Raw genomic sequence first — 20,065 nt, 5'->3', positions numbered from 1 at the left:
CCAAAGTCGGGGTGTACGTTGCCGTCGGGGTCGGCGGATCGGGGTGGAGCGCGTCCCCCCAGCGCGTCCCTCGGTCACCGCGCCGCCCCGGCGGCAACCCATTTTGCCGTTGTATGACGCCGAAAGGGACAAACCGGCGGGAACGTGCGAGAGAAATCCACCGAAACGTTGGTCTCGGCGGAAGTAAGTACGTCAGCGCTTGCGGCGGATGATCGCCCGTAGCTTCTCCAGGCGGGCGGAGATCTCACGTTCGACGCCGTGGTTGGTCGGCCGGTAGTAGTCGACGCCAACCAGTTCGTCGGGCGGGTACTGCTGTGCGACAACACCGTCGGGGTCGTCGTGGCTGTATTTGTAGCCGATCGCGTTGCCCAACTTCTCGGCGCCGGAGTAGTGCCCGTCGCGCAGATGGGTCGGCACCAGCCCGGCCTTGCCCGCACGCACGTCGCTCATCGCGGCACCCAGCGCCGTGGTGACCGCGTTGGATTTCGGCGCCGTGGCCAGATGCACAGTGGCGTGCGCCAGGGTCAGCTGCGCCTCGGGCATGCCGATCAACTGCACCGTCTGCGCGGCGGCGACGGCGGTCTGCAACGCGGTCGGATCGGCCATGCCGACGTCTTCGCTGGCCAGGATCATCAACCGCCGGGCGACAAAGCGCGGGTCCTCCCCCGCCACCAGCATCCGGGCCAGGTAGTGCAGCGCCGCGTCGACGTCGGATCCGCGGACCGATTTGATGAACGCGCTGATGACGTCGTAGTGCTGGTCACCGTCGCGGTCATAGCGCACCGCGGCCTGGTCCAGCGACTGCTCGATGGTCGCGACGGTCACCTCCTGCTCGGTTTCCGATGCCACCTCGAGCGCGGTCAACGCGCGTCGCGCATCACCGGCCGACAGCTGCACCAGCAGGTCGACGGCCTCGTCGGTGACCTTGACCTTGCCGCCGAGCCCTCGAGGATCCGCGATGGCGCGGCGCACCACGGTGCCTACCGCGTCGGCGTCCAGCGGCTGCAGCTGCAGGATCAGCGACCGCGACAACAGCGGCGCGACCACCGAGAACGACGGGTTCTCGGTGGTGGCCGCGACCAGCAGCACGACGCGGTTCTCCACCGCCGACAGCAGCGCATCCTGCTGGGTCTTGGAGAACCGGTGCACCTCGTCGATGAACAGCACGGTCTGCTCGCCGTGGGCGGCCGCGCGCCGTGCGACGTCGATGACCGCGCGCACTTCCTTGACGCCCGAAGACAGCGCCGAAAGCGCCTCGAACCGACGGCCGGTGGCCCCCGAGATCAGCGCGGCAAGCGTCGTCTTCCCCGTGCCCGGCGGGCCGTACAAGATGACCGAGGCGGCGCCGGAGCCCTCGGCGAGCCTGCGCAGCGGCGAGCCCGGTTGCAGCAGGTGGTCCTGGCCGACCACTTCGTCGAGGGTGGCCGGGCGCATCCGCACCGCCAACGGCGTCGACGCCCCGACCGGGCCGCCCGCGGTGACGCTCGGCTCACCGGGGACGTCGAACAGACCGTCGGACACGATCCCTGCTTACCACGCCGCTACGACGGCGGCGCGGCTGTCACGAAGTCGATCAGCTCCTCGACGCGCCCGATGAGCGCCGGTTCGAGGTCGTTCCAGTCGCGCACTCGGCCCCGGATGCGCTGCCACGCCCGGGCGACGTCGGCCTGCTCGGTGTGCGGCCATCCCAGCGCCCGGCACACCCCCCGCTTCCAGTCGACGCCTTTGGGGATCACCGGCCACGCCGAGATGCCCAGCCGGGCCGGTTTGACCGCCTGCCAGATGTCGATGAACGGGTGCCCGACCACCAGCGTGTGGTCGCCGCCGGGCCCGCGGCGGACCGCCTGCTCGATCTGGCTGGCGATGCGGGCCTCCTTCGAACCGGCGACAAGATGGTCGACGAGCACACCGAGCCGGCGGTGCGGCGCCGGCTCGAAGTCCTCGACGATGGCCGCGAGATCGTCGACGCCGCCGAGGTGTTCGACGACGACGCCCTCGATGCGCAGATCGTCGCCCCAGACTTGTTCGACGAGTTCGGCGTCGTGGCGGCCTTCGACGTAGATGCGGCTGGCGCGGGCAACTTTGGCTCGCGCGCCCGGCACGGCCACCGAACCCGAAGCCGTGCGGGTGGTCTTCGGTGCGGCCCGCTTGGGCGCGGTGAGGATGACGGGCCGGCCGTCGATGAGGTAACCCGGCCCGATCGGGAACGGCTTTCTGCGTCCGCGACGATCCTCGAGTTCCATTCGGCCGTACTCGATCCGGACTACCGCGCCGACGTATCCGGTCTGGGCATCCTCGACCACCAGACCCATCTCCACCGGCTGCTCGGTGGAGCGCAGCCTGCCGGGATGCGGGTTGTTGGCCAGGATGTCGGAACCATAGCGATCAGCCACCGGGTGATCGTAGGGTCATCGACGCCTGCCGAATGTGCGGAGTCACCCGCGACACGCCGGTGGCGGCGTATGAGGCCGCACATTCGCCGCGGCGACGCTACGTCCGCCGCCTGCCGATCCGGACGGAAAGCTCGTCGGGGGGGACGACGTGGCCGGCGGCGCACCGGATCTGCACCGTCGCCTCGGCACCGCATCCCTTGTGCGCCAGGCGCAGCGGGGTGCGATTGGGCAGATGCCGTCGCCCCCACTCGAACATCGCCCACACCACCGGCATGAACTCGCGGCCCGCGTCGGTGAGCACATACTCGTCGCGGCTGCGCTGCCCGGGCTCCCGATAGGGCCGCCGGACCAGCAGACCCGCCTCGACCAGGTCGTTCAACCGTGCGGCGGCCGCGGCTTTGGTGATCCCGACGCGCCGCCAGAAGTCGTCGAACCTGGTGGTGCCGTAGTAGGCCTCGCGCATGACGAGCATCGCCGACTTCGTCCCGAGCACCGCCATCGTCTTTTCGATCGGACACTCACCCACCGCCGACCAGGCGTCCCGGTCGGCCAACCGCCCCTCCAGCACTGTCATGGAAGTCACCCTACCTCTGGGTTGTTCTTACTATACCCAGAGTGTATAGCTGAGTATAGGAGGCATTACTCAGCGTGGAGTGAGGAGAAAGCCATGACGGGACATTCGGGCCGCGACGCGGTCATCGTCGACGCGGTACGCACACCGATCGGAAAGGGCAAGGCCAACGGAGCGCTGCACGACGCGCTGCCCGTCGACCTCCTCGCCCACAGCCTCAAGGAACTGGTGGCGCGCACCGGAATAGACCCGGGCCAGATCGACGACGTCATCGCCGGCGCCGTCACCCAGGTCGGCGATCAAGCGGCCAACATTGCCCGCAACGCCGTGCTGGCCGCAGGATTTCCGGAGACGGTGCCCGCCACCACCATCGACAGGCAGTGCGGCAGCAGCCAACAGGCGATCCACTTCGCCGCGCAGGGGGTGCTCTCCGGCGCCTACGACATCGTGGTGGCCGCAGGTGTCGAGTCGATGTCGCGGACGCCGATGGGATCCAGCGTGCTACCCGGCAGCGACCCGTTCGGGGCGATGGCGCACCGCTATCCTGAAGGCCTTGTGCCGCAGGGCATCAGCGCCGAGCTGATCGCCGCCAAGTGGGGCCTGTCCCGTCAGCAACTCGATGAGTTCGCCGCGAGCAGCCACGAGAAAGCCGCCGCCGCTACGAAAGAAGGCCGCTTCGACAATGAGCTGACCCCGATCGCCGGGCTGGTCACCGACGAGATCATCCGCCCGGGCACGACGGTGGACACCCTCGCCACGTTGCAGCCCGCGTTCTACAACCCGGCGTATGAGCAGCGGTTCCCGCAGATCGGCTGGCAGATCACCCCGGGTAACTCGTCACCGCTGTCGGACGGCAGCGCAGCGGTGCTGATCGCCAGCAGCGAGGTGGCCGCGCGGCTGGGCCTGCAACCGCTCGCCCGCATCCACTCGATGACCGTCGTAGGCTCCGATCCGCTGTACATGCTGACCGGCGTCATTCCCGCGACCGAAAAGGTGCTGCAGCGTGCAGGTTTGACGCTCGAGGACATCGATCTGTTCGAGGTCAACGAAGCCTTCGCCCCGGTGGTGCTGGCGTGGGCCCGCGACGTCGGCGCCGACCTGGCCAAGACCAACGTGCACGGCGGCGCGGTCGCGATCGGTCACCCGTTGGGCGCCAGCGGCGCACGCCTGATGACCACGCTGGTCAACGCGCTGGAGCAGCGCGGCGGCCGGTACGCGTTGCAGACGATGTGTGAGGGCGGCGGCATGGCCAACGCCACGATCATCGAGCGGCTCTAGTCGGGGAAATCACGCTCTCTGGAGCTCGAAGACCGGGATGACCCGCCTCGTCTTGGCTTGGTATTCGGCGAACACCGGTGCCAGCTCGATGAGCTTCGGGTAGAGCTCATCGCGCTCGAGCCGGGGTAGCTCACGAGCGACGGCGTCGTACTCGGTGGTGCCCACCTCGATGCGCACCCGGGGGTTAGTCCGGAGGTTATGCACCCAGGCGGGATCCTTGTCCGCGCCCGCGTACGACCCCACGATGAACATCTTGTCCTCGACGGTGAAGTAGGCCAGCGGCGACAGCCGCGGCTGACCGGATCTCGCACCGATGGTGTGCAGCAGCAGGAGGTGGCCGCCTTCAAACGGGCCGCCGACCTTGCCGTTGTTGGCGCGGAACTCGTCGACGATGCCGGCATTGAACGCTTTCAAGTCGGGAATTTCGGTCACGCGGTGTTGAGCGCGCAACGGCTCGGTGTTATTCCCCAGGCTCCATAATGAGCGGATGCGGGTGATTATCACGGGCGCCAACAGCGGCGTCGGCAAGGCGACGGCGGCGGCGCTGGCCGCGCAGGGACACAGCGTCGTCATCGCGTGCCGGACGATCGCCAAAGGTGAGCAGGCCGCCGCCGAGATGGGCGGTGACGTCGAGGTGCGCCACCTCGACCTGGCCGACTTGGCCAGTGTGCGGGCGTTCGCCGACTCGGTGGAAAGCGTTGACGTGCTGGTGAACAACGCCGGCGTGATGGGTATGCCGTTGACGCGCACCGCCGACGGGTTCGAATCCCATTTCGGCATCAACCACCTCGGGCACTTCGCGCTGACGTGTCTGCTCGGCGCGAAGATCAGCGACCGGGTGATCTCGGTGGCCAGTGCCACGTACCTGTTCACCCGCCTTCACCTCGACGACCTCAACTGGCATCACCGCAAATACGCGAAGTGGAGCGCATACGGCGAATCCAAGCTGGCCAACCTGCTGTTCGTCACCGAGCTGGCCGCCCGCGGTGTGCGCGCATACGCCACCGACCCCGGCGCCACCGACACCGACATCACCCGATCACTCGGGATGGGTGAGCATCAACGGATGCGGCGGCTGTTGCACACCCCGGCCCAGGGCGCACGGGCCAGCCTGCAGGCGGTGACGACCGACCTGCCCAGCGGCACCTATCTGGCGCCGCGGTTCAACCAGATCGGCCCGCCCAAGGTGACCCGGTTACGGCCGAAGGCACGCGACCGGGCGATGTCGCGCCAATTGTGGGATGCATCAGTCAAACTCACCGGATGTGACTGGGACTAGTCGGGTTTCGGCTTGGCGTCGATACCGGACTCCTTGCGCTGCTGCGGCGTGATCGGCGCAGGCGCACCGGTCAACGGGTCGAGGCCGCCGCCGGACTTGGGGAACGCGATCACGTCGCGGATCGAGTCGGTGCCCGCGAGCAACGCGGTGATCCGGTCCCAGCCGAACGCGATCCCGCCGTGCGGCGGTGCGCCAAAGGTCAAGGCGTCTAAGAGGAATCCGAACTTCTCCTGCGCTTCGTCCGCGCCAATGCCCATCGCCTTGAACGCGCGCTCCTGGATGTCACGGCGGTGGATACGAATCGACCCGCCGCCGATCTCGTTGCCGTTGCACACCAGGTCGTAGGCCTCGGACAGCACACTGCCCGGGTCGGTGTCGAGGAGGTCGACGCACTCGGGCTTCGGCGCGGTGAACGCGTGGTGCAGTGCCGTCCACGCGCCGGATCCGACCGCGACGTCACCGTGCGCGGCCGCTTCGTCCGCCGGCTCGAACATCGGGAAGTCGACCACCCAGACGAACGCCCAGGCAGCTGTGTCGATCATGTCCAGCCGCTTGGCGATCTCGACGCGGGCCGCGCCCAGCAGCGCGCGTGAGGACTTGGCCGGTCCGGCCGAGAAGAACACGCAGTCCCCCGGTGACGCGCCGACGGCCCCGGCCAGCCCTTCGCGTTCGGCTTCGGAGAGGTTCTTGGCCACTGGGCCGCCCAGCGTGCCGTCCTCGTTGACCAGCACATAGGCCAGTCCACGGTGGCCGCGCTGTTTGGCCCATTCCTGCCAGGCGTCAAGTGTGCGCCGCGGCTGCGACGCCCCACCCGGCATCACGACAGCGCCGACGTAGGGCGCCTGGAACACCCGGAACGGGGTGTCCTTGAAATAGTCGGTCAGCTCGACGAGTTCGAGGCCGAACCGCAGATCGGGTTTGTCGGTGCCGAACCGGCGCATCGCCTCGGCGTAGGTCATCCGCGGTAGCGGCGTGGGCACGTGATAGCCGATCAACGCCCACAGCGCGGTCACGATCTCCTCGGAGATCGCGATGACGTCCTCGGTGTCGACGAAGCTCATCTCCATGTCGAGCTGGGTGAACTCCGGCTGGCGGTCGGCGCGGAAGTCCTCGTCGCGGTAGCACCGCGCGATCTGGTAGTAGCGCTCCATGCCCGCCACCATCAGCAACTGCTTGAACAGCTGCGGGCTCTGCGGCAGCGCATAGAACGTCCCGGGCTGCAGCCGCGCGGGCACCAGGAAGTCGCGCGCCCCCTCCGGCGTCGACCGCGTCATCGTCGGCGTCTCGATCTCAACGAAGTCATGGCGCGCGAGCACCTCACGCGCCGCCGCATTCACCTTGGAGCGCAACCGGATTGCGCTGCCGGGTCCCTCCCGCCGCAGGTCGAGGTAGCGGTACTTGAGGCGGGTCTCCTCGCCGGGCTGCTCGTCGAGTTGGAACGGCAGCGGTGCGCTCTCTCCCAGCACCGTCAGCGACGTCGCGTTGACCTCGATCTCGCCGGTGGGAATCTCGGGGTTCGCGTTGCCCTCGGGCCGGATCTCGACGACGCCGTCGACGGCGATGCAGAACTCCGCGCGCAGCCGGTGGGCCACCTCAAGCACCTCGGGTTCGCGGAACACCACTTGCGACACCCCGGATGCGTCGCGCAGATCGATGAAGATGACCCCGCCATGGTCGCGGCGGCGTGCCACCCAGCCGGCCAACGTCACCTTCTGACCGGCGTCGGCGGGCCGCAACGACCCGGCGGCGGAACTGCGCAGCACTGAAACTCCTGAGGAAATCGGCTGATGGGACAACTGCCCAAGTGTAAAGGTGTCGTTTTGGCCGGTAGCTTGGCCTGCGTGCGCACCACCATCGCCGTCGTCGGCCCCGGCGCGATCGGCTCCACCGTGGCGGCGCTGCTGCATGCGGCCGGCCACCAGGTGATGTTGTGCGGGCGCACACCGCGTGCCGCGATCGAGGTGAGGCCGGAGAACGGCGCGCCGATCGTGGTGCCCGGGCCCGTACTGACCGACCCGGCGCGCGTCGACCGCCCGGTCGACGTGGTGCTGCTGGCGGTCAAGGACACCCAGAACGCCGGCGCGGCGCCCTGGCTGGCCAGGTTGTGCGACGAACGCACCGTGGTCGCCGCGCTGCAGAACGGCGTCGAACAAGTCGAGCGTGTCGGACGTTACTGCCCCGCGTCGACGGTCGTGCCTGTGGCCGTGTGGATTTCGGCAGAACCGGCACCGCGGGGCCACATCCGGTTGCGCACAGCGGCGCGGCTGGTGCTGCCCGAGCTCCCCGCCGCGCACACGATCGTCGACCTGTTCGAGGGCAGCGCGGTCGCCGTCGAGATCGATCCGAACTTCCTCAGCGCGGCGTGGCACAAACTTCTCGTCAACGCGGTTGTGGGGTTCATGGTGCTGACCGGGCGCCGGGCCGGCATGTTCCGCCGCGACGACGTGGCCAGCCTGGCGCGCCGCTATCTCGCCGAGTGCCTGGCCGTGGCGCGCGCCGACGGCGCGAAGTTGGGCGAGGAGGTGATCGAACAGGTCGTCAACCTGCTCGCCAAGTCGCCGGATGACATCACCACGTCGATGCTCACCGACCGCCAGGCTGGGCGGCAGTTGGAGTGGGACATCCGCAACGGCGTGATCCTGCGCAAAGCGGACGAGTACGGCCTCGCCACCCCGATCAGCGACGTGATCGTGCCGCTGCTGGCCGCCGCGAGCGACGGGCCCGGATAACCTCACAGGCCGCGCCGAACGGCGATATCGTTTTCCGGCACGATCGAGCGACGGCCTCCCGGAGGCGGCGGATGAAAGCACCGGCGCGCTGCCCCACCTGCGCTACCGAAGCGCGTGTCGGCGCCCGGTTCTGCGACAGGTGCGGAACACCGCTAGACCAGCCTCACATCGCCGAGTACAAGCAGGTGACGGTGCTGTTCGCCGACGTGGTCCGGTCGATGGACATCGCCGCGGCGCTAGGCCCGGAACGGCTGCGGGAAGTCATGACGGAGCTCGTGTTCCGCGCCACAACCGTCATCCGCAGCTACGACGGCACCGTGAACCAATTCACCGGCGACGGAATCATGGCGCTGTTCGGCGCTCCGCGAGCATTGGAGGATCACGCTCGTCGGGCATGTCTGGCCGCGCTCGACGTCCAGAAGGAGGTTCGTGCGCTGGCCGCGGAGACCGCTCGCAGTGACGGGATCTCACTGCAGCTGCGGATCGGGCTCAACTCCGGCATGGTTGTCGCCGGCGACATCGGTCCCGAGGCTCTCGCCTACACGGCGATGGGTGAGCACGTCGGAATGGCCCAACGGATGGAATCGGTCGCGCCCCCCGGTGGCGTGATGCTCAGCGAAACGACGGCCAGGTTGGTCGACGGCGACACACGGCTCAGCGAGCGACTGTTCGTGCGGATCAAAGGGGCATCCGAGCCGGTGACCGCACGCCGGCTCCTGGCCGTCGGCGACCATCGCCGCGCCAGGCAGCGCACGACCCCGCTGGTGGGCCGAGGTCGAGAAATGAGCGTGATAGCGGCCGCGTTCGAGGAGGCGATCAGCGGCCGCGGGCGCGTCATCGGAATCAAGGGCGCACCCGGGATCGGCAAGAGCCGGATTACCCAGGAAGCTGTGGCAAGAGCTGCGAACCGCGGCCTCGACGTCTATTCGGCGTACTGCGAATCGCATTCCAGCCAAATTCCATTCTTCGCCGCCGCCGAGCTACTGCGCTCCTTCTTCGGTGTGGACGGGTTGGACCCGGCTGATGCCGCGCTCAGGGTCCGAACCAAGGTGCCCAAAGCTGATCCCGAGGATCTCGACCTCCTTCACGATCTGCTCGGTATCGGTAACCACGGCGCAGGCAGTGGTATCGACCCGGACGCGCGCAGGCGTCGGCTCGCCAGATTGCTCGCCGCGGCTCTGCTGGCACGCACTGAACCCGCTCTGTATGTGATCGACGATGTTCAGTGGATCGATGCCGTAAGCGAATCGCTACTCACCGATTTCCTCTCCACGGTTCCGAAAACGGCTGCGCTGGTTCTGATCACGTACCGCCCCGAGTATCGCGGCGTGCTGAGCCGGACAGGCGAAACAGGTGTGGCCGCTGACGTGATCCCGCTGAGCCCGCTGGACCGCTCGCAGACATCGACCCTGTTGGCCGAGTTGTTGGGGTCGGATCCGTCCGTCGCACAGATCGCCGAGCGCGTAGCCGACCGCGGCGCAGGCAACCCGTTCTTCATCGAGGAGATCGTGCGTGATCTGGCTGAGCGCGGGATTCTTGACGGCGGGCGCGGCGCCTACGTCTACCGCGGCGACGGTGAGGTCAGCGTTCCGCCGACCGTCCAGGCCACCATCGCCGCCCGCATCGATCGCCTCGGCGCGGCCGCCAAGCGAACGCTCAACGCGGCATCGGTGATCGGTTCGTCGTTCGGGGTTCGGCTGCTGAGTGCACTCGATGTCACCGAGGTGGCCGAGCTGATCGATGCCGAGCTCGTCGAACCTGTGTCGATGTCGGAGTACGCATTCCGACATCCGTTGATCCGCGCGGTCGCCTACGAGTCGCAGCTCAGGTCGAGCCGTTCACAGCTGCACCGGCAGGTCGCGGCCGCCGTCGAACATCAGGATCCGTCGTCAGTGGACAAGAATGCCGCCCTGATCGCGACGCACCTCGAGGCAGCGGGCGACCTTCACGGGGCCTTCGATTGGCACATGCGGGCCGGGACCTGGTCAGTGCACCGCAATATTGCCGCCGCGCGGATGAGCTGGGAGCGGGCGCGTGCGGTGGCAGAAATGCTGCCCGGAGACGATCCCGACCGGTTGTCAATGCGTATTGCCCCGCGAACCTTGTTGTGCGCCACCATCTGGCGCGTCGGCGGGAGCCTTGCCGACGTGGGCTTCGAAGAGCTGCGCGAGCTCGCGACAGCGGCAGATGACAAGCGATCGTTGGCGCTCGGGATGACGGGGCTGGTGCAGATGCTCAACTTCTACGGTAAATATTCCGAAGCGTCGCTGCTGGCCACTGAGTTCGTCGACCTGCTGGAATCTATCGACGATCCCGAAATTACCGTGGCACTGATGTCCATCCCGATCATTGCGAAGTGGGACGCGGGCGAAATGGCCGAAGCCTTGAGACTGGCAGAACGCGCCATCGAACTCTCCAACGGCGACCCTTGTATGGGCAACATGATCATCGGTTCGCCGCTTGCATTTGCCCTCGTACTCCGCGCGTCAGCGGCATCCATCCTCGGAATCGACGGGTGGAAGCAGGGTTACGATCGAGCCATCGAGCTGGCCCGTGCGGTGGACAGGTTCACCTTCTGCGCCACGGTGATGTTCAAGTACATCGCGGTTGAGAATTGGGCGTTGCTTCCCGATGACGCGGCAATGCGCGACACCGCTGAGGCATTGGCAGTCGCGCAGCAATTCGGCGACGACTTCTCGCTGACGACTTGCGAATTCGTGCGTGGCACGGTGTTGGTGCGGCGCGACGACACTGATCGCGAACACGGGTTCGAACTACTCGCCAGGTGTCGGAAGGTGGCACTAGACCACCGCTTCACGGTCATCGCAGCATGGTGCGCCGACCTTGACGTCGCCGCGGAGAAGATACGTACGGGTGACTTCGATACGGCGATCGACCTGTGCCGCGGCGTCCTCGAGGAGCAGGTCCGCGGGGGCGAGATGATGAATCGAGGATGGACCACCACGGTGCTTGTTGACGCGCTGCTTCGGCGTCGAGGCCCGGGAGATCTCGAACAGGCCCAAGCGGCCGTAGATCGGTTGGCCGCCATGCCGACCGAACCCGTTTACCTCTACCACGAGCTACCCCTGCTGCGGATGAGGGCAATGCTGGCGCAGGCGCGCGGTGACGACGCTACCTATGCCGACCTCCGTGAGCGCTACCGTGTCCGTGCGGAGGAGGTCGGCATGGAGGGCCATATCGCGATCGCTCGTGCGATGGACTAGACACCGAAACCGACGAAATGGTCGATTCACCCGCCCGAAAACCAGCCAAAGCGTCGGTTCGGCGCACCTGCCTGGAACGGCCCCGGCTAGACATGGTCGCCTAGGGTGTATGGCCATGCACGTATGCGAGCGCGTCGGCCTGGACTTCATCGACGACGCACCGTTTCGGTTCGTCAGCACCGTCGACCTGGCGATCACCCCTGAGCAGTTGTTCGAGGTGCTCGCCGACGCCGAATCCTGGCCGCAGTGGGCCAGCGTGATCACCAAGGTCACCTGGACCAGCCCGGAGCCGCGTGGTGTCCGCACCACCCGCACCGTGCACATGCGCGGCGGCATCGTCGGCGACGAGGAATTTCTCGCCTGGCAGCCCTACAGCCACATGGCCTTTCGGTTCAACGAAGCCTCGACGAATAGCATCGCGGCGTTCGCCGAGGACTACCGGGTGGTGAAGACCCCGGGCGGTTGCCATCTGACTTGGGTGATGGCGATGAAGCCCAACGGCGTCGCGGCCCGCCTCGGCATGTCGCTGGGGCGGCCGGTGATGGGCTGGATGTTCCAGAAATTCCTGTACAACCTGCGCGACTACTCGAACAAGCGCTACCAGGTCTCTTGATCCACCCGCTCCGCCGCGAGGGTGTGCAAAGCTGGTCGGCATGACCTTCAACGAGGGCATGCGCATCGACACCAGCACCACATCGAGCAGCGGCGGCGGGCGCGGTCCTGGCCGAGGTATCGCGATCGGCGGGGGTGTCGGCGGCCTCCTGGTCCTGGTGGTGGCGCTGTTCCTCGGTGTGGATCCCAGCACCGTCGTGCCCCAGCAGCAGATCGGCACCGGAGCTGTCGATGCGCCGGGTTTCGATCTGAGCCAGTGCCAGACCGGCGCGGACGCCAACGAGATGGTCGAATGCCGCGTGGTCGCCACCGGCAACTCACTTGACGGGGTGTGGTCTCAGCTGATGCCGGGCTATGAGCGGCCGCACGTTCGCCTCTTCACCGGCAGCGTCGACACTCGTTGTGGCCCAGCCACCAGCGAGGTCGGGCCGTTTTACTGCCCGGCCGATCAGACCGCCTACTTCGACGTCGACTTCTTCGACGTCCTGAAGAACCAGTTCGATTCCAGCGGCGGCCCGTTGGCGCAGGAATACGTGGTCGCCCACGAATTCGGCCACCACATCCAGAACCTGCAGGGCACGCTGGCCCGTGCGCACGGTGCCGGAGCCCAGGGTGCCACCGGCGGCGGCGTGCGCACCGAACTGCAGGCCGACTGCTACGCCGGCGTGTGGGCGCACCACGCGGCCATCACCACACAAGAAGGCACCGGCGTGCCGTTCCTGGAACCGTTGAGCGACAAAGACATCAACGACGCGCTGTCGGCCGCGGCGGCGGTGGGTGATGACCGCATTCAGAAGAAGGCCACCGGTCAGGTCAACCCTGAGGCGTGGACGCACGGCTCGGCCGCGCAACGGCAGAAGTGGTTCACCGAGGGTTACCGCACCGGCGACCCGAACAGCTGCGACACCTTCGCCACGAGCGATCTTGGTTAGGACACCTTCGGCGGTCGATGCCGTCGCTGAACGCTACCTGGAGCGTAGTGCTGCGCTTGATCCTTGTGCAGCAAGCAAGTTGGGCATCACCGGCCATGACGACGACATCACCGACTACTCCCCCGACGGTGTCGCCGCGCGCGCCGAGGCGGCCCGAAGCGCGTTGCGCGAACTCGACGGCACACAACCGGCCGACGATGTGGACCAGGTCACGATCGCCGCGATGCGCGAGCGGCTCGGAGTGGCAATCGAACTGAACGACGCCGGCCTCGACGTCGGGACGTTGAACGTGATCGCCTCACCACTGCAGTCGATGCGCAACGTCTTCGACCTGATGCCCACCGAAACCGAGGACGACTGGGCGCTGATCGCCGTGCGACTGTCTCGGCTGCCCGACCGCGTCGGCGGCTATACCGACGCGTTGCGCGCCGCGGTGGCGGCCGGGCGGGCACCTGCGGTGCGCCAGGTCGCGCGCGGCATCGAGCAGGCCACCGGCATCCAGCAGTTCTTCGTCGACATGGTCGTCGACGCCGTCCCCGATAACGCGGCGCTGCAGGAGGATCTGCATCTGCACGCGGCCAACGCCGCCTATGCCTACCGTGAACTGGCCAGAACTCTGGGCGACGAGGTCGCCCCGTACGCGCGGGTCGACGACGCCGTCGGCGTCGACGAGTACCGGCTGTGGTCACGCTCGTTTCTGGGCGCGACGGTCGATCTCGAGGAGACCTACCAGTGGGGTCTCGAGCAGCTGGAAGACATTGTCGCCGAACAGCAGTCCCTCGCACACCAGCTCTACCCGGAAGCCACTGTGGCCGATGCGCTGCTGAGCCTCGACGAAGAGGAGCGCTACCTCGTGCACGGGGTCGACGCGCTGCAGGCCTGGATGCAGGACCTCTCCGACCGGGCCGTCGAAGCGTTGGCCGACACCCACTTCGATATCGCCGCCCCCCTGCGGCGGTTGGAGTGCCGGATCGCGCCCACGCACACCGGCGGCATCTACTACACCGGCCCGTCGGAAGACCTGACGCGGCCGGGCCGGATGTGGTGGTCGGTACCGCACGGCGTCGACACGTTTCACACCTGGCGCGAAACCACAACCGTGTACCACGAGGGTGTGCCCGGCCATCATCTGCAGATCGGGCGTGCCGTGGTGTTGGCCGACCGGCTGAACCGGTGGCGTCGACTGGGCTGCTGGGTATCGGGTCACGGTGAGGGCTGGGCGTTGTACGCCGAGCGGCTGATGGCGGAGTTGGGCTGGCTCGACGATGCCGGTAAACGGTTGGGAATGCTTGATGCTCAGCGCTTCCGGGCCGCCCGGGTGTGTATCGACATCGGGGTGCACGGTGGAATGACCGCGCCCGACGGCGGGGTGTGGGATGCCGAGCGGGCATGGGATTTCCTGCGTACCCACAGCGCGATGAACGACGAACATCTGCAGTTCGAACTGGACCGCTACCTGGGCTGGCCGGGTCAGGCCCCGTCATATGCGATCGGGCAGCGGATCTGGCAGCAGCTGCGCCATGAAGCCCTCAGCTGCGGCGTTTCGCTCAAGGAGTTCCACAGCCGCGCGCTGGATCTGGGTGGTTTACCGTTGGACGTGCTCAGATCGGCGCTGATGAGCGATTTCGCGACGAGCTGATCCGCTGTGCTCGGCGCCCGCCGAGCTCTAGCGTCATGGTCATGGACACCGTGACCGTCACGCCCCACCTCACCATGCTGCGCGTGCACGGCTGGCAGGTCTATGTCTGGACCGACGGGGAGTCGGTGACGCTGATCGACACCGGCGCGCCCGGATCCGGTGTAGACATCGCGGCCGCGGTGCCCGGCGTCGACCGAATCGTGTTGACGCACGGGCACGTCGACCACGTCGGATCCGCCGCCGAACTGCGCAGCACGACGGGCGCCGCCGTGTTCGCCGGCGCAGGCGATGCGGACGCGATCCGCACCGGCACCGCCCTTCCGCCACCGGTGTTCGAAGACTGGGAAGTGCCGATCCACCAACGTGTTTCGGCGGGCCTACCCGAGGCAGCGCCGCCGGTGGCCGTCGATCAGGAACTGGTCGACGGCGACGTGCTCGACTTCGGCGGCGGCGCCGAGATCCTGTCGGTGCCCGGCCACACCGAAGGCAGCATCGCCATCCACCTGCCGCGGCACCGGGTGCTCTTCACCGGCGACACCGTCGCCAACGTCGGCGCCGTCATGCTCGGCACTTTCAACCAGGACCGTGACCGCACTGTCGCCTCGTTTCAGCGGTTGGCGGGCCTCGATGTCGAAACCGCCTGCTTCGGGCACGGTGACCCGATAGCGTCGTCTGCCGGCTCACGGATCCGTGCAGCCGCGGCGGCCCTGTAGTCGAGGAGGTCACACCATGCGTATCGGCGTCGCGGGCGCGACGGGCAACATCGGCGCCCGCACGGTCAGCATCCTCGAGCACGAAGGCCACGACGTGGTCCGCATCAGCCGCTCCCTCGGCGTGGACCTGGTCAGCGGCGACGGTCTGGACGAGGCGCTCACCGGCGTCGACGCGGTCCTCGACGCGATCAGCGCGCCGCCCACCGACCGTGAGCAGACGCAGACTTACTTCGGCACCACCACAGGCAATCTGCTCGCGGCCGAGCAGCGCGCCGGGGTGCGCCACCACGTCTTGCTGTCGATCGTCGGAATCCACGACATCGAGGGCAACCCGCACTATGCGGGCAAGCGCGAACAGGAACGGCTGGTCACCGAAGGGCCCGTGCCGTGGACGATCGTGCCCGCCACGCAATTTCACGACTTCGCCGCGATGGTCGCCGGGTGGACCGAACAGGACGGGGTCTCGACGATCGCTCCCCTGTTGGTGCAGCCGATCGCACCGGACGACATCGCCCGGGTGCTGGCCGAGGTAGTCACGGGCGAGCCCCGAGGCCGCTATGTCGATGTGGCCGGCCCGGAGACCCAGGATCTGGTCGACATGGCCCGGCGCACGCTCGATGCCCGGGGCCGTCGGGTCAAGCTGGTGCCGACGTGGTCGGGCATGTTCGGGGTTGCGATGGCCGGAAATGCATTGCTGCCGGGTGAGAATGCTCGCATCGAGCCGACCACGTTCGATGACTGGCTCGCCGCCGGCGCCGACTGACAGGAGATCCCACCGATGACAAACCCCGCCGCCCCGCTGGCCGGCAAGGTCGCCTACGTCACGGGTGCGGCCCGCGGACAGGGCCGCTCGCACTGTGTCCGACTGGCCCGCGCGGGCGCCGACATCGTCGCGATCGACGCGTGCGGCCCGGTCGCCGAGCACAACGGCTATCCCCCCGCGCTGCCCGAGGACCTCGCCGAGACCGTGAGCCTGGTCGAAGGTGAGGGCCGCAAGATCGTCGCCGACCGGGTCGACGTCCGCGACGCTGCCGGACAGCAGCGGGTGGTGTCCGACGCGATCGCACAGTTCGGCCGCCTCGACATCGTCGTCGCCAACGCCGGGGTGATGAATTGGGGCCGGCTGTGGGAGATCTCGGCCAAGCAGTGGCAGGACGTGCTCGACGTCAACCTGACCGGTGTGTGGAACACGATCAAGGCCGTGGTGCCGCCGATGATCGAGGCGGGCAACGGCGGATCGATCATCACGATCAGTTCAGCCGCCGGCATCAAAGCCGTTCCGGGTTGCGGGCACTACTGCGCCAGCAAGTTCGGTGTCGTCGCGTTGACCAACTCGCTGGCGGTCGAACTCGGCGAGTACGGCATCCGGGTCAACTCGGTGCATCCGTACGGCACCGACACCCCGATGGGTAACGACACCTCGATGTGGCAGACCTTCGCCGACCATCAGACCTACATCCACAGTTTCTCGCCCGGCGCGCTGCCGACCGACTCGCTGGCCGACCCCGACCTGATCTCCGACATCGTGCTCTGGCTGGCCAGCGACGCGTCGTCGCTGCTGACCGCGGCCCAGATCCCCGCGGACAAGGGCTATCTGAAGATCTGACCCCGTTGCGCGAGCAGACGCAAAGTGTTGCTAATCGAGGCGTCAAGAGCTCACTTTGCGTCTGCTCGCGCTTGGAAAAGTTCTAGAGACGCGACTGTTCCTTGATCGCGGTGTCGGTGGTGCGCAGCGGCCGGATCAACGCGTCCTGGGCGAACGAGGCGATCAGCTCACCTGCTTCGGTGTGCACCGTCCCGCGCACATACGACATGCCGGCGCCCACTTGCGTGCTCTCATGGCTGTAGAGGATCCAGCCGTCCCAGGTGAACGGCTCGTGAAAGCTCACCGACACCGTCATCGGCGCGGTCGACACGGTGATGTGCGACTGTGCGGTACCGATACCCGCATGCGCCCGCATCGTCGTCGAAATGCCCAGGTGCCCCGTGAAATAAGCGATCAACGCCTTACCCAGGTCATCGCGCGTCGGGATCGGCTCGTAGTGCAGCCAGGCGTACAACTCCGGCGGTCCCACCTCGTCGGGGCTGTTGACGTCGACCACATCGACCAACCGGACCTGCCGCCCGACCATCGGCATCTCCGAAACGTTCGCGTCGGCAGGCGCCGCCACATCGGGGCGGGGCACGTGGTGCCGGATGACGTCTGCGGTGGGCACGTCGGCAAGCACGGTCACCGTGATGCAGCGCTTGCCGTTCTGTTTGGCCGCCACGACAGCCGTTGCGGTGGAACGTCCTTCGGCGACGACGTCGATTTCCAGCTCCACCGGGCCTGCACCGACCATGACCGCCCGGGAGAACACCGCGTACGCCGAGCGCACCGACTTGTCCGAAAACCTTTTGGCCGCAGCGACAATCGCCTGCGCGAGCACCTGCGTACCCTCGACGACCTGTCGGGCGTCTTCGCCTGCGGGCCCCGTCTGGGCGATGAAACGGTCTTGTCCGTCGGGCTCCACGTCGAACAGGTCGAGCAGTCCTTCAACGGTCCACTGAGCTGCCACGGATGGATGCACTGAATCTGTCGTCATGGGACCGAACACTAACCCGGGCATCCGCAAAAGCGGTAACGTCATTACCAGCCAGTCATCGCGAGCCCCGGAAGGTTGTCCAGCATGCCGAAGAGCACCGGCCGCTCGGCCGGCGCCGCCCGGTCGGCGTCCACCACCGGTGCTGCCGTCGTCGACCAGGAGTCGCGCTCCAAGCGCTTCATGAAGTCCGCGCTGGCGATTCTCGGCGAAACCGGACGTACCGACTTCACGGTGCTCGAGGTGGTCGAGCGCTCCAAGACCTCACTACGCTCCTTCTACCAGCACTTCTCCACAAAGGACGAGTTGCTGCTGGCCTTGATCGACAAGATCATGTCGGAGTCCACCCGCAGGTGGCGCGACGAAACCGCGGGCCTGCCGAGCCGTAAGGCCCTGCGCGTGCTCATCGACCGCATCTGCACCCCGGCCGAATCCACCACCCAGGACAAGGTCAACCGAGGTCTGACGTACTACAACGACCACCTCGCCGAAACCCTGCCGCGCGAGTACGCCCGCGTGCTCTCCCCGCTGCACGAGCTGATCAAAGACATCATCGAGCGCGGCATCGCCGAGGGGGTGTTTCGGCCCGGCCTCGACGTCGACGCCACGGCCGCGCTGATCATGCAGTCCGCGCTGGGCGCAATGCGGCTTCAGGTGTTGGGCGCCGAACTCAACGGCGTGCCCGTCGACGCCGACCACATCTACCAATTCTGTGTCGGCGGCCTGCAATCGGCACCCGACGACGCCACCTGACCTGCGCGGCACCGGCCCCGACGCCACCGGACCGGGGGTGGTGTTTACGCTGGTCCAGACGTGGTAATGTCATTACCAGCATTGCAGAACCAGACTCTCCAGGAGGCGGAAATGGCCCGCAAGCTCCCGTATCCGGTGTTCGACGCCGACAACCACTTCTACGAGCCCAAAGAGGCGCTGACGCAGTTCCTGCCGGATCACCGCAAGAACGTCATCGACTACATCGAGGTCCGCGGCCGGACCAAGATCATGGTGCGCAACCAGGTCAGCGACTACATCCCCAACCCGACGTTCGAGGTCGTCGCCCGACCCGGCGCGCAGGAGGAGTACTTCAAGCACGGCAGCGGCGGCAAGAGCTTCCGCGAGGTGATGGGCAAGCCGATGAAGGCGATCCCGGCGTTCCGCGAACCCGCCGCGCGCCTGGAGGTGATGGACGGGCTGGGGCTGGACTACTCGCTGATGTTCCCGACCCTGGCGAGCCTGGTCGAGGAACGGATGAAGGACGACCCCGAACTCATTCTCGACGTCATCCATGCGCTCAACGTGTGGATGTATGAGACCTGGCAGTTCAACTACGAGGACCGCATCTTCTCCACCCCGGTGATCAACCTCGGCATCGTCGACCGCGCGCTCGAGGAACTCGAGTGGTGCCTCGAGCGTGGCGCCAAGACCGTGCTCGTGCGGCCCGCACCGGTGCCCGGCCTGCGCGGCACCCGCTCGTTCGGGTTGCCCGAGTTCGACCCGTTCTGGGACGCCTGCGTCAAGGCCGGCATCCCGGTCTCGATGCACGCCTCCGACTCCGGATACGCCGAATACCTCAACGACTGGGAGCCTGCCGACGAGTTCCTGCCGTTCAAACCGACAGCGTTCCGGATGGTGTCGATGGGCAAGCGGCCGATCGAGGACTCGATGGCCGCGCTGGTGTGCCACGGCGCGCTGACCCGCAACCCCGATCTGCGAATCCTGTCGATCGAGAACGGTGCGGACTGGGTTCCCTACCTGTTCAAGCAGTTCGAGGGCACCTACAAGAAGATGCCGCAGGAGTTCCCGGAGGATCCGATCGAGGCGTTCAAGCGCGGGGTCTACGTCGCGCCGTTCTGGGAGGACGACTTCGCGCAGATGGCCGACCTGCTCGGCATCGACCGGGTGATCTTCGGTTCGGACTGGCCGCATCCCGAGGGCCTGGCCGAACCCACCCACCTGATCGACGACCTGCAGGCGCTCGACGAGGAGGGCCAGCGAAAGATCATGGGCGGCAACATGATCGATTTGTTCAAGGTCCCCAACGAGATTGTCCACAACCCGGACGTGCCGCCTCTCGTCATCCCCGCCTGACCCTCGAAGAGGTAAAACCGACTCC

The 20,065-nt window shown here is 67.2% G+C and carries 18 protein-coding genes; 12 read left to right on the top strand and 6 right to left on the bottom strand.

Going from position 1 to position 20,065, the window contains the following annotated elements:
• Nucleotides 1–192: 192 nt before the first annotated feature.
• From ABQF13_RS03165 to ABQF13_RS03155, 3 genes are all read right to left on the bottom strand, one after another.
• A complete protein-coding gene (locus tag ABQF13_RS03165; RefSeq protein ID WP_448391231.1) occupies nucleotides 193–1,521 on the bottom strand; it encodes a replication-associated recombination protein A in 1,329 nt (442 codons plus the stop codon).
• 20 nt (nucleotides 1,522–1,541) lie between these two features.
• Complete coding sequence (locus ABQF13_RS03160; protein ID WP_448391230.1) at nucleotides 1,542–2,393, bottom strand: DUF3097 domain-containing protein; 852 nt, start codon at nucleotides 2,391–2,393, stop codon at nucleotides 1,542–1,544.
• 97 nt (nucleotides 2,394–2,490) lie between these two features.
• Nucleotides 2,491–2,967 carry a winged helix-turn-helix transcriptional regulator gene (locus tag ABQF13_RS03155; protein ID WP_448391229.1) on the bottom strand — a complete coding sequence of 159 codons (477 nt, stop codon included), beginning with the start codon at nucleotides 2,965–2,967 and terminating at the stop codon, nucleotides 2,491–2,493.
• Between the two features lie 93 nt (nucleotides 2,968–3,060).
• Here ABQF13_RS03155 and ABQF13_RS03150 point away from each other — a divergent pair, with 93 nt between their 5' ends.
• Nucleotides 3,061–4,242, top strand: a complete 1,182-nt coding sequence (locus tag ABQF13_RS03150) for a thiolase family protein (protein WP_448391228.1) — start codon at nucleotides 3,061–3,063, stop codon at nucleotides 4,240–4,242.
• 9 nt (nucleotides 4,243–4,251) lie between these two features.
• On the opposite strand, the gene ABQF13_RS03145 is transcribed toward ABQF13_RS03150, so the two are convergent.
• Complete coding sequence (locus tag ABQF13_RS03145) at nucleotides 4,252–4,674, bottom strand: nitroreductase family deazaflavin-dependent oxidoreductase (protein WP_448391227.1); 423 nt, start codon at nucleotides 4,672–4,674, stop codon at nucleotides 4,252–4,254.
• A 55-nt stretch (nucleotides 4,675–4,729) separates the two neighbouring features.
• On the opposite strand from ABQF13_RS03145, the gene ABQF13_RS03140 reads away from it, so the two are divergent.
• Nucleotides 4,730–5,521 carry an SDR family NAD(P)-dependent oxidoreductase gene (locus ABQF13_RS03140; protein ID WP_448391225.1) on the top strand — a complete coding sequence of 264 codons (792 nt, stop codon included), beginning with the start codon at nucleotides 4,730–4,732 and terminating at the stop codon, nucleotides 5,519–5,521.
• Here the strand turns inward: ABQF13_RS03140 and aspS are convergent.
• Complete coding sequence (gene aspS / locus ABQF13_RS03135) at nucleotides 5,518–7,284, bottom strand: aspartate--tRNA ligase (RefSeq protein WP_448391224.1); 1,767 nt, start codon at nucleotides 7,282–7,284, stop codon at nucleotides 5,518–5,520. The genes ABQF13_RS03140 and aspS overlap by 4 nt on opposite strands.
• A gap of 78 nt (nucleotides 7,285–7,362) precedes the next feature.
• On the opposite strand from aspS, the gene ABQF13_RS03130 reads away from it, so the two are divergent.
• From ABQF13_RS03130 to ABQF13_RS03095, 8 genes are all read left to right on the top strand, one after another.
• Entirely contained in the window at nucleotides 7,363–8,250 is an 888-nt protein-coding gene (locus ABQF13_RS03130) for an oxidoreductase (protein ID WP_448391389.1), read from the top strand.
• 71 nt (nucleotides 8,251–8,321) lie between these two features.
• Nucleotides 8,322–11,474 carry an ATP-binding protein gene (locus tag ABQF13_RS03125; protein WP_448391223.1) on the top strand — a complete coding sequence of 1,051 codons (3,153 nt, stop codon included), beginning with the start codon at nucleotides 8,322–8,324 and terminating at the stop codon, nucleotides 11,472–11,474.
• Nucleotides 11,475–11,583: 109 nt separating this feature from the next.
• Complete coding sequence (locus ABQF13_RS03120; RefSeq protein WP_448391222.1) at nucleotides 11,584–12,087, top strand: SRPBCC family protein; 504 nt, start codon at nucleotides 11,584–11,586, stop codon at nucleotides 12,085–12,087.
• Between the two features lie 40 nt (nucleotides 12,088–12,127).
• A complete protein-coding gene (ypfJ, locus tag ABQF13_RS03115) occupies nucleotides 12,128–13,018 on the top strand; it encodes a KPN_02809 family neutral zinc metallopeptidase (RefSeq protein WP_448391220.1) in 891 nt (296 codons plus the stop codon).
• Nucleotides 13,011–14,657: a DUF885 domain-containing protein gene (locus ABQF13_RS03110; RefSeq protein WP_448391218.1), complete on the top strand. Its 1,647-nt coding sequence runs from the start codon at nucleotides 13,011–13,013 to the stop codon at nucleotides 14,655–14,657. Before ypfJ ends, ABQF13_RS03110 begins: the two co-directional genes overlap by 8 nt.
• Nucleotides 14,658–14,698: 41 nt before the next feature.
• Nucleotides 14,699–15,370: an MBL fold metallo-hydrolase gene (locus tag ABQF13_RS03105; RefSeq protein WP_448391217.1), complete on the top strand. Its 672-nt coding sequence runs from the start codon at nucleotides 14,699–14,701 to the stop codon at nucleotides 15,368–15,370.
• A gap of 16 nt (nucleotides 15,371–15,386) precedes the next feature.
• Nucleotides 15,387–16,133 (top strand): SDR family oxidoreductase, encoded by a 747-nt coding sequence (locus tag ABQF13_RS03100; protein ID WP_448391216.1) that lies wholly within the window; start codon nucleotides 15,387–15,389, stop codon nucleotides 16,131–16,133.
• Nucleotides 16,134–16,148: 15 nt separating this feature from the next.
• A complete protein-coding gene (locus ABQF13_RS03095; protein ID WP_448391214.1) occupies nucleotides 16,149–16,976 on the top strand; it encodes a mycofactocin-coupled SDR family oxidoreductase in 828 nt (275 codons plus the stop codon).
• An 82-nt stretch (nucleotides 16,977–17,058) separates the two neighbouring features.
• Here the strand turns inward: ABQF13_RS03095 and ABQF13_RS03090 are convergent, their stop codons facing one another.
• A complete protein-coding gene (locus ABQF13_RS03090) occupies nucleotides 17,059–17,955 on the bottom strand; it encodes an acyl-CoA thioesterase (protein ID WP_448391213.1) in 897 nt (298 codons plus the stop codon).
• Nucleotides 17,956–18,039: 84 nt separating this feature from the next.
• Between ABQF13_RS03090 and ABQF13_RS03085 the strand changes: the two genes are divergently transcribed.
• Both ABQF13_RS03085 and ABQF13_RS03080 read left to right on the top strand, forming a co-directional pair.
• Nucleotides 18,040–18,705, top strand: coding sequence for a TetR/AcrR family transcriptional regulator (locus ABQF13_RS03085; protein WP_448391212.1), 666 nt, complete (start codon nucleotides 18,040–18,042; stop codon nucleotides 18,703–18,705).
• 111 nt (nucleotides 18,706–18,816) lie between these two features.
• Complete coding sequence (locus ABQF13_RS03080; protein ID WP_448391211.1) at nucleotides 18,817–20,040, top strand: amidohydrolase family protein; 1,224 nt, start codon at nucleotides 18,817–18,819, stop codon at nucleotides 20,038–20,040.
• Nucleotides 20,041–20,065 lie beyond the last annotated feature (25 nt).

The sequence above is a fragment of the Mycolicibacterium sp. XJ879 genome (assembly GCF_053483935.1).
This window is presented reverse-complemented; position numbering and strand designations above follow the sequence as displayed.

Coding starts and splice junctions, on each gene's coding strand:
- ABQF13_RS03090 (WP_448391213.1), bottom strand. CDS start 17,955: ATGACGACAGATTCAGTGCATCCATCCGTGGCAGCTCAGTGGACCGTT.
- ABQF13_RS03085 (WP_448391212.1), top strand. CDS start 18,040: ATGCCGAAGAGCACCGGCCGCTCGGCCGGCGCCGCCCGGTCGGCGTCC.
- ABQF13_RS03095 (WP_448391214.1), top strand. CDS start 16,149: ATGACAAACCCCGCCGCCCCGCTGGCCGGCAAGGTCGCCTACGTCACG.
- ABQF13_RS03155 (WP_448391229.1), bottom strand. CDS start 2,967: ATGACAGTGCTGGAGGGGCGGTTGGCCGACCGGGACGCCTGGTCGGCG.
- ABQF13_RS03125 (WP_448391223.1), top strand. CDS start 8,322: ATGAAAGCACCGGCGCGCTGCCCCACCTGCGCTACCGAAGCGCGTGTC.
- ABQF13_RS03140 (WP_448391225.1), top strand. CDS start 4,730: ATGCGGGTGATTATCACGGGCGCCAACAGCGGCGTCGGCAAGGCGACG.
- ABQF13_RS03105 (WP_448391217.1), top strand. CDS start 14,699: ATGGACACCGTGACCGTCACGCCCCACCTCACCATGCTGCGCGTGCAC.
- ABQF13_RS03080 (WP_448391211.1), top strand. CDS start 18,817: ATGGCCCGCAAGCTCCCGTATCCGGTGTTCGACGCCGACAACCACTTC.
- ABQF13_RS03120 (WP_448391222.1), top strand. CDS start 11,584: ATGGCCATGCACGTATGCGAGCGCGTCGGCCTGGACTTCATCGACGAC.
- ABQF13_RS03150 (WP_448391228.1), top strand. CDS start 3,061: ATGACGGGACATTCGGGCCGCGACGCGGTCATCGTCGACGCGGTACGC.
- ABQF13_RS03100 (WP_448391216.1), top strand. CDS start 15,387: ATGCGTATCGGCGTCGCGGGCGCGACGGGCAACATCGGCGCCCGCACG.
- ypfJ (WP_448391220.1), top strand. CDS start 12,128: ATGACCTTCAACGAGGGCATGCGCATCGACACCAGCACCACATCGAGC.